Origin of the sequence: Acinetobacter pittii, assembly GCF_034067285.1 — a bacterium.
In the GTDB taxonomy this organism is placed as follows: Bacteria; Pseudomonadota; Gammaproteobacteria; order Pseudomonadales; family Moraxellaceae; genus Acinetobacter; species Acinetobacter pittii_E.
The window spans coordinates 3,397,821-3,414,208 of sequence record NZ_CP139286.1 but is presented as its reverse complement, the minus strand read 5'-3'; the positions used below and the strand labels follow the sequence as shown (position 1 = coordinate 3,414,208).

Sequence of the window (16,388 nt, the reverse complement as noted above, 5' to 3'; positions counted from 1 at the left end):
TTGACCAGCCCATGCTTGAATTTATGAAAACCTTGAAAATTGCTACACGACAAAGCCCACTTGCTCTTTGGCAGGCAGAACATATTCGTGCCCGTTTACAGGAGCTTCATCCTGATTTAACAGTGGAATTGGTTAAATTTGTCACGCAGGGCGATAAAATTTTAGATACACCTTTAGCAAAAATTGGGGGCAAAGGGCTGTTTGTTAAAGAGTTAGAAGCAGCACTTTTAGATGGGCGTGCAGACTTAGCTGTACATTCAATGAAAGATGTACCAATGGCTTTGCCGGAAGGTTTAACTTTGGCAGTGATTTGTGAGCGAGAAGACCCATTCGATGCTTTCGTTTCAAATCAATTTGAAAAATTTGCTGACTTGCCGCAAGGTGCAAAAGTTGGTACTTCAAGTTTACGTCGTAAATCTCAAATTTTAAAACAACGCCCAGATCTACAAATTATTGACTTACGTGGAAATGTTGGGACACGTTTAGCTAAATTAGATGAAGGTCAATATGATGCGATTATTCTAGCCAGTGCTGGTTTAAAGCGTTTAGGGTTGTCAGAACGTATCCGTCATTGTTTAACTCCAGACATTAGTTTGCCTGCGGTGGGTCAAGGTGCATTGGGTTTGGAATGCCGTGCAGCTGACCAAGATGTACTAGCTTTAATTCAACCGCTATTACACGAAGAAACAGATGTTTGTGTACGTGCTGAGCGTGCTTTTAATGCTTACCTTGAAGGCGGTTGTCAGGTCCCAATTGCAGGTTATGCCACACTACAAAATGGACAAATCCATATTGAAGGTCGTGTGGGAAGTGCTGATGGGCAAACATTATTGCGTGCTGAGCTTACAGACGAAGCCAATAACGCTCAGCAATTGGGTGAAAACCTTGCTCGAAACTTACTTGATCAAGGCGCTGGCGAGCTATTGAAGGCTCTCTATTAAAACTATGTTGTTTATTAATACTCGACCTGATTCGCGTGCAGCTGAATTAACAGAAGCTTTGCAAAATAAGGGATATCAGGTTGAGTCTTTACCTCTTTTAGAACTCGTTGCCAACCCCTTTTCCGAACACTTACTTCAGCTTTACCAACAATTAGTTAAAGCACAAGCGATTGTTGTGGTCAGCCCCACTGCTGTTGAGGTGGGCATGAAGTATTTAGAAAAAAGCGGTCTAAAGCTCAGTGATTTAAAACATATTCAGTGGATTGCGGTAGGACAGGCAACAGCCAATCGTCTAAATGAATATGGAATAGAAGCACATATTCCCGATGTCGAAACTTCTGAAGGGATGCTCAATCTGCCTATTCTGCATAATATGCAACAGACGGAGAGTGTGGCTTTCTGGCGGGGAGAGGGTGGACGCCAATTTATGATGGAGACCTTGCAACAACAAGGAATTCAGATCTTAAATTTTGTTTTATATCATCGGCAGTGCCCAGAAGCTTCATATTCGACATTCAAACATCTGACACAGAATTCAAATTATAATTTAAATAAATGGCTCGTCTTAATTACCAGTGAAGCGAGCTGGAAGTATTGGTTAGAGCTTTGTTCAAAAAATAATGCACAACCTGATTGTGTATATCTGGTTTTAGGACCTCGTCTTTTTCAAATTGTTAAAGAGTATCGTGATCAGCAACTGGCTCATTTTCACATTATTCAACTTGAAAATTTATCGCCTTCGGGGATGATTCATCACATTCAGGCATTATAAGGATTCATATGAGAAAACTTGTTTCTATCATCATTTTGCTGGGCATAGCTTGGTTGGCTAAGCTCAGCTACGATATGTGGCAAATTTCTCGTACTGTTCCCGAGCTTAAACAAAGCCTGCTGCAATCAGAACAGCACTATGCCAGTTTAAATGATCAATTGGTTGCTTTACAGCGGCAGTTGCAGAGCCAGCCTGTAAATACAGGAAATAAACTCAGTTCAGTGGCTCAACCAGATGATTCTCCGACAGGTATTGCGCCTACAGTTTTAATTAAACAAAAGTTGGATTTAATTCAATTTGCAATTGACCAGCAGCAATTGATTTATGCAGTTGATCAATTAAATCAGTTACAACAATCTCTTGTGCACTATGAAATTGCCCCTGCATTACAACATAGCTTGAATCAATCACTTGAGCAGGATAAGCAGGCAGTTCAACAATTCACTTTGGCTCAAAATCAACGTCATCAACTAATCGACGACTTATTGCAGAATATTGATAAAAATATTCAACAAGCCTTAGCTCAACCTAAACTTGAAATGGATCAATCCGAGACTGTGTCTTGGTGGAAAAAATGGTTCCGTATAGAAAAAGTAGAAACCCCTTCTATTAATTTAATGAATCGAAGTGTCGTGCTCAAAGAAGTGCAATTAAGATTGTTAATTGCTGAACAGGCACTTAATCAAGGGAAAATGACTGAGTATCAAAATGAGTTGCAATCTGTGATGCAAAAGTTAGATGAGATGCCTGATGCAGGAAGTCAGCAGTTAAAAAAACGTATTGCTAAAGTGGCGCATTTATCTGTTGTGCCAGTTCCTAAACTCTCTACACTTGGGCTCATTGGCTCATAAGGAGGATATATGAAACACCTCCTGTGGGTTTATTTCGTCATCAGCTTAATACTTTTCGCAGCCTTAGCTTTATTGAGTTACGGTTATGGAATGGGATACGTCTATATTTACTGGCGACAATTGCAGTTGCAAACAAATGTCTGGGGGTTAACCCTTACTTTTGTGGTAATGAGCTTTATTGCTCAACTTATATGGCTGTGGGTCAAGCGTTATTCATCTCGTGAGCAAAGAAAAAGTGAAAACATCTTTCAGTTTAAAAACCTTCATCCCTATGAACAATTAGGTATTGTCTGGTTATTAGAGGCTGCCGAAGATCAACGAGTATTTATTGAGCGTGTTTTTACTCAATCAGGGCTTTTAAAAAATATTATTGATGCCAAGTTTCTGGTTTTAAATGGTGACTATCCAAAAGCCTTGGCTGCTCTAGATCAATCACCACCTATGGCATTTGAATTGGCTGAGTTACAGCGAATTGAAATCTTTTTAGCCGAAAATGAAGCCGACCGCGCATTAACTCATCTTGAATTCTTATATCAACATCAATTATCGCCTTGGCTTGAAGAAATAGAAACTGCCTACCAGCAAAAATTAACTGCGTTATGGGGGCAATTAGCGCTGCAACATCCATGGGTATATTTACGATCCATGAAATATGGCTTATTAGATGCAGAGCATCGTGATTTATGGCTGCAACAACTTCTTCAGCAATTCGATCAGGCTTCTGTTGATGACTTACATGCCTTACAGCAACGTTATTTAGATTTAGAGTCTGAAATTCAAACTCGACCTTATAGCAGTAAGTTGTTATGGCTAAAACTATTAGCACGTATGCCAGATATGAGCATGCAACATGCAGATTTAACCCTTCACTTGTTAAAAGAGCAGTTTGATCCAGAAGTATTTTATTTATGGTTTCAGCAACAGTTGCTTAAACAGGTTCCTGACTATACTGATGTCGAAGAAAAAATCATTCAGTTCGAAAATCAATATATGAATTTGCCTGTTTTAACCTTTGCAAAATGGCATGTCTATATGGCAACTGGACGTCAAGCAGAAGCTGAAACATTATTATCATTATATCCAGATAATATTTTAATGAGCTATTTACGTATTAAGTCTACGCTTAAAGAAGATGAAGTGTTAATCAAACAGTTAAATCTAATCTTTGAAAATGATGCAAATTTTTTAAAGTTTAAAATATGAGGTAAAAATGAAAGAACTGTCTGTCTACCCGATAATATATGAACAGAAAGTCGCATGGGGAGATATGGATGCTTTTGGTCATGTCAATAATGTACAATATTATCGATATATTGAAAGCTCACGTATTTTATATATGGAAGCAATAAATATATTAACCCCTCAAATATATCCCGTTGTAGCTTCAAGTCAGTGTAAATATTTAAGACCTGTTTTTTATCCCGATGTATTGAAAGTAGGGGTTCGCGTGGAAGAGATTCGTAATAGCGCATTCCGTATGGCTTATATATTGTGGAGTGAAACCCAACAACAAATCGTGGCGACTGCTGAGGCTGTTCTGGTATGTATGGATAAATTAACAGAACGAAAATGTGAAATACCTCAGGAGATAAAACAAAAAATGATTGAACTAGAAAAATCAGTAGGACATGACTTAATACATTTATCTTAAATAAATATTAATAAAATATATTTCATTTATAATTGATAATGTAATTAAAAGGTAATTTTTTTAGTTATTCTGATGAACACGGCTTTCAAACTATTGCTTATTGAATAGATTATAAATAATATTGGTCTTGATTTTATGTTTTTAAATTTTGTCTGTATTATTTTGAATTGTCTGTAAGACTGGAGTATTTATTAATGAAGCCGGATATCAGTGAATTATCTGTTGAAGAGTTAAAACGCTTACAAGAAGAAGCAGAAGCTTTAATTGCAAGTAAAAAAGATCAAGCAATCGAAGATGCTTATAATCAAATTATCGAGATTGCTGAAAATGTAGGTTTCAGTGTTGAACAACTTCTTGAGTTTGGTGCTCAAAAACGTAAGAAAACAACTCGTAAATCTGTTGAGCCTCGTTACCGTAACAAAAACAATGCTGAAGAGACTTGGACTGGTCGCGGTAAACAACCACGCTGGTTAGTTGCTGAAATTGAAAAAGGCGCAAAACTAGAAGATTTCTTAATCTAATCGTAGTGCCGATTTAAAAAGCCAAGCAAATTTGCTTGGCTTTTTTATTTATAAAAATATCTCAAAATTTTGCTGTAAATATTATTTTAAAATGAGTGCTTAAATTCTTCTTTAAATGAATTGTTGAGATCAAATGTGCATTTAGTTCATTGAGTGTCAAATTTTCATGATTTTGTCATACGTTCAACTTATAGTCTTAATATCGAAGCCAAGCCTGATTGCTTGGTTTTTTTATATGAAGTGAATTGGCGATGTTGAAAAAGTATGCATAATGTCAGACTAGGGAGCTACTCTCAAAATAAGGACGATAATTTGCATGTTGGTAAGGCTGAATGAAGAAAAAGTCTAAGCAATGGAAGTGGTGGTTTTTTGCCCTCATTGCATTTTTAATTTTTATAATTTTACAGATCCCAGCGACGTGGCTTATTTCTAAATTTTCAAAGAATAATCAAACTCTACACAATGTAAGCGGAAATATCTGGCAAGGCCAAGCAGATTGGCGGCGTGGTACGTTGAGAGGCTCGATTCATTGGAAAACTAGACCTCTAGATCTATTTTTATTACGGTTCGCTGCTGACGTAGATATCCATAGTGGAAATACCCAATTATCTGGGGTAATGGGTTATGGTGTGGGGAAAAAAGTAATTGTAAAGACTATGAATGGTCAGGTTGCGCCTGAAACATTAAAACAAATTGTAAATTGGCAATGGCCTACGAACAGTATTCAGCTTAAAGATATTGAGTTTAATTATAAAAAAGAGCAGGGTTTCGCCGCAGTTGATGGCCAATTGCATTGGGGTGGTGGTGCTTTAATTTATAATATTGGTGATCGTCAGGACCGTATGAATATGCCTTCTTTAAATGGGCAATTGACGGATCAAAATGGACAGTTGCAAGTTGATATACGTGATCAACGCAGTCAAAAAATGGCGAATCTTTTATTAGATGCCAACATGATGCTTGATGTGCAACTCACGCAAAGATTATTACTTAATATTCCATCTTATGATGGAAAAGCTGGTTTAGATACATTTGTCATTAGTTCTCGTCAACCCTTAATACAAGGGGGTAGCTAATGAAAGTATGGATTGAGAAATTACAGCAACTACAATGGCAAAAATTAGACCGGTTAAGTGTGGTTGTATTTGCCTTTTTGATTTTATGGTTGTGTTGGAAGTTAGCTTCATTATTTTGGTGGGTGATTGCACCTCCTCAAATGATGCAGTTTGATAGAGTGGAGTTGGGGTCACAGCAACCACAAATTCCTAACATTAGTACTTTTTCGCTTTTTAATGAACCTTCAGCCAATGCAGCTCAGGAAAATGTCAACCTAGAATTACAAGGTGTGATGCTCGGTTATCCGAACCGTTTTTCCTCGGCTGTTATTAAGCTGGATAATACTGCTGATCGATATCGGGTGGGAGAAACAATAGGCTCTACATCTTATCAGTTGGCAGAAGTTTATTGGGATCACGTGATATTGCGTCAAGGTAATGGAAGTACGCGTGAACTCCAATTTAAAGGTTTGCCAAACGGTTTGTATCAGCCTATGACACCAGATGCTTCACAACCTGCTGCTACTGCGCCCCAGTCTTCAACCCCTGTTAATACGGCTCAAGAGGCATTAGGGCAGGCTATTCAGCAAATGCAAGGCAACCGTGAACAATATCTGCGTGACATGGGTGTTAGTGGGAACTCCAGTGAAGGTTTTGAAGTTACAGAACGTACACCCACTGCGCTTCGAAATAAGTTAGGTTTAAGGCCGGGTGATCGGATTGTTTCTTTAAACGGTCAAACGATTGGGCAAGGACAAACGGATGTGCAGTTACTTGAGCAGGCTCGTCGAGCTGGACAAGTGAAAATAGAAATAAAACGTGGTGATCAAGTGATGACCATACAACAAAATTTTTAGTGATAACACGTCACCATAAGAGTTAGGAATTATCGCAAGTTATGGCTTTATTGAATCATCAACGTCCACTTTGGGCATTACTTGCAGCAGCCCCATTGATTGCGACAGTGAGCAGCAGTGTCTATGCCCAAACATGGAAGATCAATTTACGTGATGCTGACTTAACTGCATTTATTAATGAAGTAGCGGACATCACGGGTAAAAACTTTGCAGTAGATCCACGAGTGCGTGGCAACGTCACAGTAATATCGAATAAGCCCCTCAATAAAAATGAAGTTTACGATCTGTTTCTTGGGGTCTTAAACGTAAATGGAGTGGTGGCAATTCCATCAGGTAACACCATTAAATTAGTACCTGATAGCAATGTTAAGAACTCGGGAATTCCTTACGACTCCCGAAATAAATTGCGTGGGGATCAGATTGTTACCCGCGTTATTTGGCTTGAAAATACTAATCCGAACGACTTAATTCCAGCACTTCGTCCTTTAATGCCACAATTTGCGCATATGGCTGCGATTGCAGGGACTAATGCGCTGATTGTTTCGGACCGTGCAGCAAATATTTATCAACTTGAAAATATTATTCGTAATCTGGATGGCACTGGACAGAATGATATTGAGGCAATAGGCCTTCAATCGAGCCAAGCTGAAGAAATCATTACCCAGCTGGAGGCTATGAGTGCTACGGGAGCATCTAAAGATTTTAATGGTGCACGTATCCGTATTATTGCAGACAACCGTACCAATCGTATTTTAGTTAAGGGTGATCCTGAAACGCGTAAGCGTATTCGCCATATGATTGAAATGCTGGATGTACCTTCAGCAGACCGTTTAGGTGGTTTAAAAGTTTTTCGCTTGAAATATGCAAGTGCAAAAAATTTATCTGAAATTTTACAAGGTCTTGTGACGGGGCAGGCTGTTTCTTCATCAAATAGTAATAACAGTTCTTCTAATACATCGAATCCGATCAATAATTTGATGGGTAATAACCAGAATTCCAGTTCAAATACCTCTGGTTCAAATGGTAGCTCAATTTCTACGCCATCTATTAATCTAAATGGTAATTCAAATAATAGTAATCAAAACAGTATCTCTAGCTTTAGCCAAAATGGTGTGAGCATTATTGCGGATAATGCCCAAAACTCGTTAGTGGTTAAGGCAGACCCTCAATTAATGCGTGAAATTGAATCTGCTATTCAGCAGCTCGATGTTCGCCGTCAACAAGTCCTGATTGAAGCTGCGATTATTGAGGTATCAGGAGATGATGCAGATCAACTTGGTATTCAATGGGCGCTAGGTGACTTATCTAGCGGGATTGGTTTACTTAGCTTTAGTAATGTAGGTGCTAGTTTATCCTCTATTGCTGCTGGTTATTTATCGGGTGGTTCAGCTGGGGCTGCGTCTGCTATCGCTGGTGGTGCTAATAAAGGTAATGGGGCAACTTTGGCGCTGGGTAATTTTGAGAATTCCCGTAAGGCTTATGGTGCATTAATTCAAGCGCTTAAAACGAATACCAAATCAAATTTACTTTCGACGCCATCCATTGTGACTATGGATAATGAAGAAGCGTATATTGTTGTCGGCCAGAACGTTCCCTTTGTAACGGGATCGGTTACTACCAATAGTACAGGTATTAATCCCTATACAACTGTTGAGCGAAAAGATGTGGGTGTGACATTAAAAGTTGTTCCACATATCGGTGAAGGCGGTACAGTTCGTCTGGAAGTAGAACAAGAAGTCTCTGCTGTTCAAGACAGTCGTGGACAAGCAGCTGACTTGGTGACAAGTAAACGTGCTATTAAAACTGCTGTTTTGGCTGAACATGGCCAGACAGTAGTGCTTGGTGGTTTGGTGTCAGATGATACGTCACTTTCAAGACAAGGCATACCTGGGTTGAGTAGTATCCCCTATGTGGGGCGATTGTTCCGATCAGATAATAGAAGCAATGTAAAACGTAACCTTCTTGTTTTTATCCACCCAACAATTGTGGGTGATGCAAATGATGTGCGTCGCTTATCTCAGCAGCGCTATAGTCAACTTTATAGCTTGCAATTAGCTATGGATAAAAATGGTAATTTTGCAAAACTGCCTGAACAGGTTGAGGATGTCTATAATCAGAAAATGACACCACCTAGTATTGCTTCTCAACCGAAAAACTATCAACAGGTCCCGTCGGGTGGGAAAACTTCGACAGTAACCACACCTGTAACAGTAGAGCCAGCGGTTCAAAAGCAAACCTTGCAGTTGCCTGACCCTGAAATTAATCGTACTAAAAATACAGTAACAACAACGACACTGCGCCCAAGCACAGCACAGTAGTAGCATGTTATGATTAATAAAAAATGAATGGGACATACGTATGACTTGGAAACTACAAGCAATTACTGGTGAAATTACAGGCCAAGAAATTAGTGTTGATCGTGATATGTTGGTAGGGCGTCATCAAGATGCTGATGTGTTGTTACAAGCTGCTGAAATTTCACGTCGCCACGCGGCATTGCTTTTAAAAGATCAGGCGCTATGGGTGCAAGACCTTAATTCATCGAATGGCACATTTGTAAACGATATTCGTATTGAGCAAGAAAAGCAGCTACATGATGGTGATATTGTTCAGTTCGCTAGTTTTAAATTTTCTGTACTAGCACCTGCACAGACAATCACGGAATTGCCTGAAATTGAAGCCGAGCCTGTAAATACAACATCATCTCCAGATTTAAGCGATCAAGGAATGCCAAGCCTTGCAGAGCGCGCTGCAGAAGTCGAAGTTCGTCGCGATGGTATGCCGCAGAATATTTCTATACCAAAACCTGCACCTATTCCAGAAGGTGTGGATGTCAATGCACAACAGCAAACGCCTATTGCTTTTGATGAGCCAGTTTCTCGTGTTGCAGAAGAAAAAGAGCAACAGAAGAATGCATCCGTTGGTTTAATCACAATTATTATTTTAGTAATTTTAGCTGTATTAGCATGGTTGTTCTTTAAATAATCCATTGCTGCTTTTACAATCAAGGCATGCTAAACGCATGCCTTTTTAATTTTGAGTAGAAAAAGATGTCTGTTGCACAACTAAGTAAGCGTGATTTAATTTTATTTGATCTAGATGGAACGTTAGTTGATTCTGCTGCTGATTTGTATCGGGCGATGAATTTAAGTTTAGAGGTACTAAGTTGGCCAAAGGTAACAGAAGCCCAAATACGAGAATGGGTAGGCAAAGGAGCTTCAAAACTCTGTGAAAGCGTTCTAATTCATATTTTTGGAAAATTAGATCCTGAACAACATAAAGTTTTATTACAGAAGTTTATTGATATATATAGTGTAGAGCTTTGTGTAAATACTCAAATTTACCCTGGGGTAACCGAGTTTTTAAAACATTGTAAAACTTTAAATATACAAATGGCTTGCGTTACCAATAAGCCTGTACAACTTGCCCAAGGGTTGCTTGATGCTTTGGAGCTCTCTCCATATTTCCAAGTCGTACTTGGTGGGGATAGCTTACCTGAGAGAAAGCCTCATCCATTGCCATTATTACATTGTATGCAAAGCCTAAAAATATCTGCTTCGCAATCATTAATGATTGGTGATTCAAGTAATGATATTGAGGCTGCGCGTCGCGCGGGAATTGATTGTATTGTAGTTAGCTATGGCTATAATCATGGAGAAAATATCTATGATTGCCAACCTCAGCAAGTTGTTGATAGTTTGGCTGAGTTAATTATCTAATGAATGAAATGGAGATCAGCATGAATAAGCGTATGGTTTTTCGATGGCGTGTCTAAATCGAATCTAGAAAAACACCCTTTTAAATCGAAACCATATTAGAGAAGAATTCATGACTACATTAGCGCAATTTGAACAACTTAAGGCTTCAGGCTACAACACGATTCCAGTCTATCGCCAACGCTTAGCAGACACAGAAACTCCTTTATCTGTTTTTGCTCGTTTTAAAGACCAGACACAGGCTTATTTATTTGAGTCCGTCGAAGGCGGTGAAAATTGGGCGCGCTATTCTATGATTGGATTAGGCGAGTCGACGGTGTTCTCATGTAATGCTGGTATTCTATCTATACAGCACGCTGATGGCTCAATTACACAACAAGATTGCCAAGATCCATTTCAATATATTCGTGAATTCCAGAAGCAGTTTAAAGTGCCTTCTGCTGAACTGTTGCCAAACTTACCGAGCTTTACGGGCGGATTAGTGGGATATTTGGGCTATGATGCGGTTCGCTACATAGAACCACGTTTAAAAAATGTCCCTGCGGCTGATCCAATTACATTGCCAGATTTATGGTTGATGCTATCGAAGACGGTTGTTGTCTTTGACAACCTTAAAGATACTTTATTCTTAATTGTTCATGCCGACACTACCCAGCCAAATGCCTATGAAGATGCTCAACAAAAGTTAGATCAATTAGAGCAATTGTTGGCTACACCAGTAAGTTTGCAAGCTAAGCCACATACACCTCCACATTTTGAATCAATTACCGGCAAAGAAAAATTCCTTGAGACCATAGAAAAGGTTAAAGAATACATCCGTGCGGGTGATGTGATGCAGGTTGTGCCAGGCCAGCGTATGGTTTCTGATTTTGATGGTGAAGCTTTACAGGTCTATCGTGCTTTGCGTCATTTAAATCCTTCTCCTTATTTATTTTTGGTACAAGGACAAACTATTACAGATAAAAAGCCATTTCATATTGTAGGGTCATCACCAGAAATTCTTTCTCGCCTCGAAAATGGGATTGCGACAGTACGTCCGCTTGCAGGTACCAGACCTCGTGGAAAAACTAAAGAAGAAGATATTGCTTTAGAAAAAGACTTACTTTCTGATGAAAAAGAAATCGCAGAGCATTTAATGCTGATTGACCTTGGTCGAAATGATGTCGGGCGAGTGTCCAAAATTGGAAAGGTCCAAGTGACTGATCAAATGGTGATTGAGCGCTATTCGCATGTGATGCACATTGTTTCAAATGTACAAGGTGAAGTTCGTGATGATATTGATGCGCTAGATGTATTTAAGGCGACTTTCCCTGCAGGTACTTTGTCAGGTGCACCAAAAATTCGTGCAATGGAAATTATTGATGAAGTTGAGCCTGTAAAAAGAGGTGTCTTTGGTGGGGCAGTAGGATATTTAGGATGGCACGGTGAAATGGATATGTCGATTGCAATCCGTACTTGTGTTATCCGAGATAAAAAAGTCTATGTACAGGCTGGAGCAGGTCTGGTTGCGGACTCAAATCCTGAATCTGAATGGAATGAAACGCAAATAAAAGCTCGCGCAGTGATCAAAGCGGTTGAATTATCATCAAACGGATTGATTTTATGAGTTTTTAGCGGTTTTTTTAAAAAAACCGCTTGCATCGTTTGGAAGTTTTGCTAAACTGCACACCGTTCCGATACGAAACGTACGAAACACTAAGAAGAGCCGGCATAGCTCAGTTGGTAGAGCAACTGACTTGTAATCAGTAGGTCCACAGTTCGAATCCGTGTGCCGGCACCATCTTAAAGGTGTGTAGTTGTGAAGTAAAGAACAACACTGAAATAAGTGTGATATGGTGAGATTCCCGAGCGGTCAAAGGGGGCGGACTGTAACTCCGCTACGAAAGTTTCGAAGGTTCGAATCCTTCTCTCACCACCATTAACTTCGATTGAAGTGGTATATATACCAACACAGTGCGGGAGTAGCTCAGTTGGTAGAGCGGCAGCCTTCCAAGCTGCATGTCGCGAGTTCGATCCTCGTCTCCCGCTCCATCGAAGGATAATCGCTCTTATAGCTCAGTGGTAGAGCACTCCCTTGGTAAGGGAGAGGTCTCGAGTTCAAATCTCGATAAGAGCTCCAGATACAGTTTAGTAGGTTTTCTACAAAGATTTAAAAAGCAGGCTTATTAGTCTGCTTTTCAAGTATTGGGTGTTTGATTTTTTTTGGCGATATGTCGATGCTGGGTTTTTGCTCAGAATTGTGTTCGACGTAAACGAGGACTATAAACATGGCTAAGGCTAAGTTTGAACGTAATAAGCCACACGTAAACGTGGGCACAATCGGTCACGTTGACCATGGTAAAACAACTTTAACTGCTGCGATTGCAACTATTTGTGCAAAAACTTACGGCGGTGAAGCGAAAGATTACTCACAAATCGACTCAGCACCTGAAGAAAAAGCACGTGGTATTACAATTAATACTTCACACGTAGAATACGATTCACCAATTCGTCACTACGCGCACGTTGACTGCCCGGGCCACGCCGATTACGTTAAAAACATGATTACTGGTGCTGCTCAGATGGACGGCGCGATCCTTGTGTGTGCTGCGACTGACGGTCCAATGCCACAAACTCGTGAACACATCCTTCTTTCTCGTCAGGTTGGTGTACCTTACATCATCGTATTCTTGAACAAGTGTGACCTTGTTGATGATGAAGAATTACTTGAATTAGTAGAAATGGAAGTTCGTGAACTTCTTTCTACTTATGACTTCCCAGGTGATGACACTCCAGTTATCCGTGGTTCTGCGCTTAAAGCGTTGGAAGGTGATGCTGGTCAATATGGCGAGCCTTCAGTTCTTGCTCTTGTTGAAGCGCTTGACTCTTACATCCCAGAACCAGAACGTGCTATCGACAAAGCATTCTTAATGCCAATCGAAGACGTATTCTCAATTTCTGGTCGTGGTACTGTAGTAACAGGCCGTGTAGAAGCTGGTATCGTTAAAGTTGGTGAAGAAGTAGAGATCGTTGGTATTAAAGATACAGTTAAAACAACTGTAACTGGCGTAGAAATGTTCCGTAAACTTCTTGACGAAGGCCGTGCAGGTGAGAACTGTGGTATCTTACTTCGTGGTACTAAGCGTGAAGACGTACAACGTGGTCAAGTACTTGCTAAACCAGGTACAATCAAGCCGCACACTAAATTCGACGCAGAAGTATACGTACTTTCTAAAGAAGAAGGTGGTCGTCACACTCCATTCTTAAATGGTTACCGTCCACAGTTCTACTTCCGTACAACTGACGTAACTGGTGCAATCCAATTACAAGACGGCGTTGAAATGGTTATGCCAGGCGACAACGTTGAAATGTCAGTAGAATTAATCCACCCAATCGCAATGGACCCAGGTCTACGTTTTGCGATCCGTGAAGGTGGTCGTACTGTAGGTGCTGGTGTTGTTGCGAAAGTAACTGCATAAGCATATTATAGTGACGGATTACGTCTCAGGTTGAGGGCTTTGGCTCTCAACTTGCATTATAGGTCAGTAGTTCAATTGGTAGAGCGTCGGTCTCCAAAACCGAATGTTGGGGGTTCGAGTCCCTCCTGACCTGCCATATTTTGAAATAAAAAGCTTGATGCTGGCTTAGTTGTTCATATAATAAGTCGCGAGTTCTACGACGAGTACAAAAATGTCGAATGATAAATCGCGTGACGCATTGAGCGACGCGCCAATTCCTCAAAGAAATAATTCTGCTGAAGTTGTTCGTTCTGGTTCGCCTCTAGACATTGTTCTATGGGTGATTGCAATAGCATTGTTGCTTTTAGCTACCATGGTGAATCAGCACTTACCAGCGTATTGGGCGCCTGCAAATAATGTTTGGGTGCGCGTTGGGGCAATTTTTGCTTGTATCGTTGTGGCTTTAGGTTTATTATACGCCACCCATCAAGGTAAAGGCTTCGTTCGTTTGCTAAAAGATGCACGAGTCGAATTGCGTCGAGTAACTTGGCCAACAAAACAAGAAACAGTCACTACTTCGTGGCAGGTTCTATTGGTTGTAGTTGTGGCATCACTGGTTTTATGGTGCTTTGACTATGGTTTGGGTTGGTTAATTAAGTTGATTATCGGGTAAAAGAGCTATGAAACGTTGGTACATTATTCATGCCTACTCTGGCTATGAAAAACAAGTGTTGCGTTCACTTACAGAACGAATCCAGCGTAGCGCTGTTGCTGATAGCTTTGGTGATGTCCTTGTTCCTACCGAAGAAGTGGTGGAAATGAAGGATGGTAAGAAACGTAAATCTGAGCGTAAATTCTTTCCTGGCTATGTGTTAGTCGAAATGGAAATGAATGATGATACTTGGCATATTGTTAAAGAATGTCCAAAGGTTCTAGGTTTTATCGGTGGTACACCTGAAAAACCAGCACCAATCACTCAGCGTGAAGCAGATGCGATTCTTGCGCGTGTACGTAATACTGGTGAAGCACCACGTCCTAAAACGATGTTTGAGCCAGGTGAAGAATTACTTGTTATTGACGGTCCATTCACAGACTTTAAAGGTGTGGTGGAAGAAGTTCAATACGATAAGTCACGTTTAACGTTGACGATTAATGTATTTAATCGACCAACTCAGGTTGAACTCGAATTTCGCCAAGTCGAAAAAACGATTTAATCTTAATTGGTTGAAAAGCGCCCGATTTTATCGGGCATTGTTGTTGTAACAGTAGTGTTGCGTAAAGATTGGGGAGCCTAGCGGCGTTTGTACCCAGAGGTATTTTAAAATGGCTAAGAAGATTGACGGCTATATCAAGCTGCAAGTTCCAGCTGGTAAAGCAAATCCATCTCCACCAATTGGTCCTGCGTTAGGTCAACGTGGTGTAAACATCATGGCATTCTGTAAAGAATTCAATGCTGCTACACAAAAAGTTGAACCAGGTCTTCCAATTCCTGTAGTGATTACTGTGTACAACGACAAGTCGTTCACATTCATCATGAAAACTCCTCCAGCTTCTATTCTTCTTAAGAAAGCAGCTGGTATTCAAAAGGGTTCATCTGTACCAAACAAAACTAAAGTTGGTAAGTTGACTCGTGCTCAGTTAGAAGAAATTGCGACTACTAAAGAGCCAGATTTAACTGGTGCTGATTTAGACGCACGTGTTCGTACCATCGCTGGTTCTGCACGTTCTATGGGCTTGGAAGTGGAGCTATAAGACATGGCAAAGTTAACTAAACGTCAAAAAGCCATTGCTGCTGCTGTTGAAGCAAACAAAGTTTACACTTTGGAAGAAGCGGTACAAGTTCTTAACAGCCTACCTGCTGCAAAGTTCAAAGAATCTTTGGACGTAGCTGTAAACTTGGGTGTAGATCCACGTAAATCTGATCAGGTTGTTCGTGGCGCAACTACATTACCTGCAGGTACTGGTAAAACTGTACGTGTAGCTGTATTTGCTCAAGGCGCTCAAGCAGAAGCTGCTAAAGAAGCTGGTGCTGATGTTGTAGGTTTTGATGACCTTGCTGAAAGCATCCAAGGTGGAAACCTTGACTTTGATGTTGTAATCGCTGCTCCTGACGCTATGCGTGTTGTTGGTAAGCTCGGTACAATTCTTGGTCCACGTGGTTTAATGCCAAACCCTAAAGTTGGTACTGTAACTCCTGATGTAGCGAATGCTGTTAAAAACGCTAAATCTGGTCAGGCTCGTTACCGTGTAGACAAAGCGGGTATTATCCATGCTGCGATCGGTCAATTAGGCTTTGATGCTGCTGCTATCCGTCAAAACGTTGAAACCTTAGTTGCTGACTTGAAAAAGTTAAAACCTGCGACTTCTAAAGGTGTATACATCAAAAAGATCACTTTGAGCTCAACTATGGGTCCTGGTCTTACTGTGGATGTAAACAACGTTTCTAACTAAGTTTAGACTTAGTAAAGAATTTTAAAGTCCTGATAGAGGACAGAGCCTAAATAGAAATATTTTTCTATTAGGTTGGGGGAGGCTAAAGCCTTATCCCTTACTCATCAGGCGGACTTTGAATTGATAAATGAGAATT

At 40.2% G+C, this 16,388-nt stretch carries 17 protein-coding genes and 5 tRNA genes; all 22 read left to right on the top strand.

Going from position 1 to position 16,388, the window contains the following annotated elements:
* The first annotated feature begins 23 nt into the window (after positions 1–23).
* The 22 genes from hemC to rplA all read left to right on the top strand — a co-directional run bounded on the left by hemC (position 24) and on the right by rplA (position 16,252).
* On the top strand, positions 24–941 hold the full coding sequence (gene hemC / locus SOI81_RS16105) for a hydroxymethylbilane synthase (RefSeq protein ID WP_239975926.1): 918 nt from the start codon (positions 24–26) through the stop codon (positions 939–941).
* 4 nt (positions 942–945) lie between these two features.
* The gene (gene hemD / locus SOI81_RS16100) at positions 946–1,713 is read left to right on the top strand and encodes a uroporphyrinogen-III synthase (RefSeq protein WP_239975927.1); all 768 of its coding nucleotides are present in this window, start codon (positions 946–948) and stop codon (positions 1,711–1,713) included.
* A gap of 8 nt (positions 1,714–1,721) precedes the next feature.
* Entirely contained in the window at positions 1,722–2,564 is an 843-nt protein-coding gene (locus SOI81_RS16095) for a hypothetical protein (RefSeq protein WP_239975928.1), read from the top strand.
* 9 nt (positions 2,565–2,573) lie between these two features.
* Entirely contained in the window at positions 2,574–3,767 is a 1,194-nt protein-coding gene (locus SOI81_RS16090) for a heme biosynthesis protein HemY (RefSeq protein WP_224993521.1), read from the top strand.
* Positions 3,768–3,774: 7 nt separating this feature from the next.
* Positions 3,775–4,215 (top strand): acyl-CoA thioesterase, encoded by a 441-nt coding sequence (locus SOI81_RS16085; RefSeq protein WP_016142425.1) that lies wholly within the window; start codon positions 3,775–3,777, stop codon positions 4,213–4,215.
* A 194-nt stretch (positions 4,216–4,409) separates the two neighbouring features.
* Positions 4,410–4,736 carry an H-NS family nucleoid-associated regulatory protein gene (hvrA, locus tag SOI81_RS16080; RefSeq protein WP_000801427.1) on the top strand — a complete coding sequence of 109 codons (327 nt, stop codon included), beginning with the start codon at positions 4,410–4,412 and terminating at the stop codon, positions 4,734–4,736.
* 332 nt (positions 4,737–5,068) lie between these two features.
* Positions 5,069–5,812 carry a type II secretion system protein N gene (gspN, locus tag SOI81_RS16075; RefSeq protein WP_239968156.1) on the top strand — a complete coding sequence of 248 codons (744 nt, stop codon included), beginning with the start codon at positions 5,069–5,071 and terminating at the stop codon, positions 5,810–5,812.
* Positions 5,812–6,648, top strand: a complete 837-nt coding sequence (locus SOI81_RS16070; RefSeq protein ID WP_239975929.1) for a type II secretion system protein N — start codon at positions 5,812–5,814, stop codon at positions 6,646–6,648. The genes gspN and SOI81_RS16070 overlap by 1 nt, the downstream gene beginning before the upstream one ends.
* Positions 6,649–6,689: 41 nt before the next feature.
* Positions 6,690–8,966, top strand: a complete 2,277-nt coding sequence (gspD, locus tag SOI81_RS16065; RefSeq protein ID WP_239975930.1) for a type II secretion system secretin GspD — start codon at positions 6,690–6,692, stop codon at positions 8,964–8,966.
* 40 nt (positions 8,967–9,006) lie between these two features.
* On the top strand, positions 9,007–9,633 hold the full coding sequence (locus tag SOI81_RS16060; RefSeq protein ID WP_016142421.1) for an FHA domain-containing protein: 627 nt from the start codon (positions 9,007–9,009) through the stop codon (positions 9,631–9,633).
* A gap of 65 nt (positions 9,634–9,698) precedes the next feature.
* A complete protein-coding gene (gph, locus tag SOI81_RS16055) occupies positions 9,699–10,367 on the top strand; it encodes a phosphoglycolate phosphatase (RefSeq protein ID WP_016142420.1) in 669 nt (222 codons plus the stop codon).
* A 109-nt stretch (positions 10,368–10,476) separates the two neighbouring features.
* Positions 10,477–11,970 (top strand): anthranilate synthase component I, encoded by a 1,494-nt coding sequence (gene trpE / locus SOI81_RS16050; protein WP_239975931.1) that lies wholly within the window; start codon positions 10,477–10,479, stop codon positions 11,968–11,970.
* Positions 11,971–12,068: 98 nt separating this feature from the next.
* Positions 12,069–12,144: transfer RNA gene (locus SOI81_RS16045), tRNA-Thr, on the top strand.
* 54 nt (positions 12,145–12,198) lie between these two features.
* Positions 12,199–12,282, top strand: a tRNA-Tyr gene (locus SOI81_RS16040).
* Between the two features lie 37 nt (positions 12,283–12,319).
* A tRNA-Gly gene (locus tag SOI81_RS16035) sits at positions 12,320–12,395 on the top strand.
* Between the two features lie 13 nt (positions 12,396–12,408).
* Positions 12,409–12,483 (top strand) — tRNA-Thr (locus SOI81_RS16030).
* A 148-nt stretch (positions 12,484–12,631) separates the two neighbouring features.
* Positions 12,632–13,822 carry an elongation factor Tu gene (gene tuf, locus SOI81_RS16025; RefSeq protein WP_016142009.1) on the top strand — a complete coding sequence of 397 codons (1,191 nt, stop codon included), beginning with the start codon at positions 12,632–12,634 and terminating at the stop codon, positions 13,820–13,822.
* 60 nt (positions 13,823–13,882) lie between these two features.
* Positions 13,883–13,958: transfer RNA gene (locus SOI81_RS16020), tRNA-Trp, on the top strand.
* A 75-nt stretch (positions 13,959–14,033) separates the two neighbouring features.
* Entirely contained in the window at positions 14,034–14,474 is a 441-nt protein-coding gene (secE, locus tag SOI81_RS16015) for a preprotein translocase subunit SecE (protein ID WP_002114837.1), read from the top strand.
* Positions 14,475–14,481: 7 nt separating this feature from the next.
* Positions 14,482–15,015: a transcription termination/antitermination protein NusG gene (gene nusG / locus SOI81_RS16010; RefSeq protein WP_016142418.1), complete on the top strand. Its 534-nt coding sequence runs from the start codon at positions 14,482–14,484 to the stop codon at positions 15,013–15,015.
* A 109-nt stretch (positions 15,016–15,124) separates the two neighbouring features.
* Entirely contained in the window at positions 15,125–15,553 is a 429-nt protein-coding gene (gene rplK / locus SOI81_RS16005; protein ID WP_001074682.1) for a 50S ribosomal protein L11, read from the top strand.
* A 3-nt stretch (positions 15,554–15,556) separates the two neighbouring features.
* On the top strand, positions 15,557–16,252 hold the full coding sequence (rplA, locus tag SOI81_RS16000; RefSeq protein ID WP_005065788.1) for a 50S ribosomal protein L1: 696 nt from the start codon (positions 15,557–15,559) through the stop codon (positions 16,250–16,252).
* Positions 16,253–16,388: the final 136 nt, after the last annotated feature.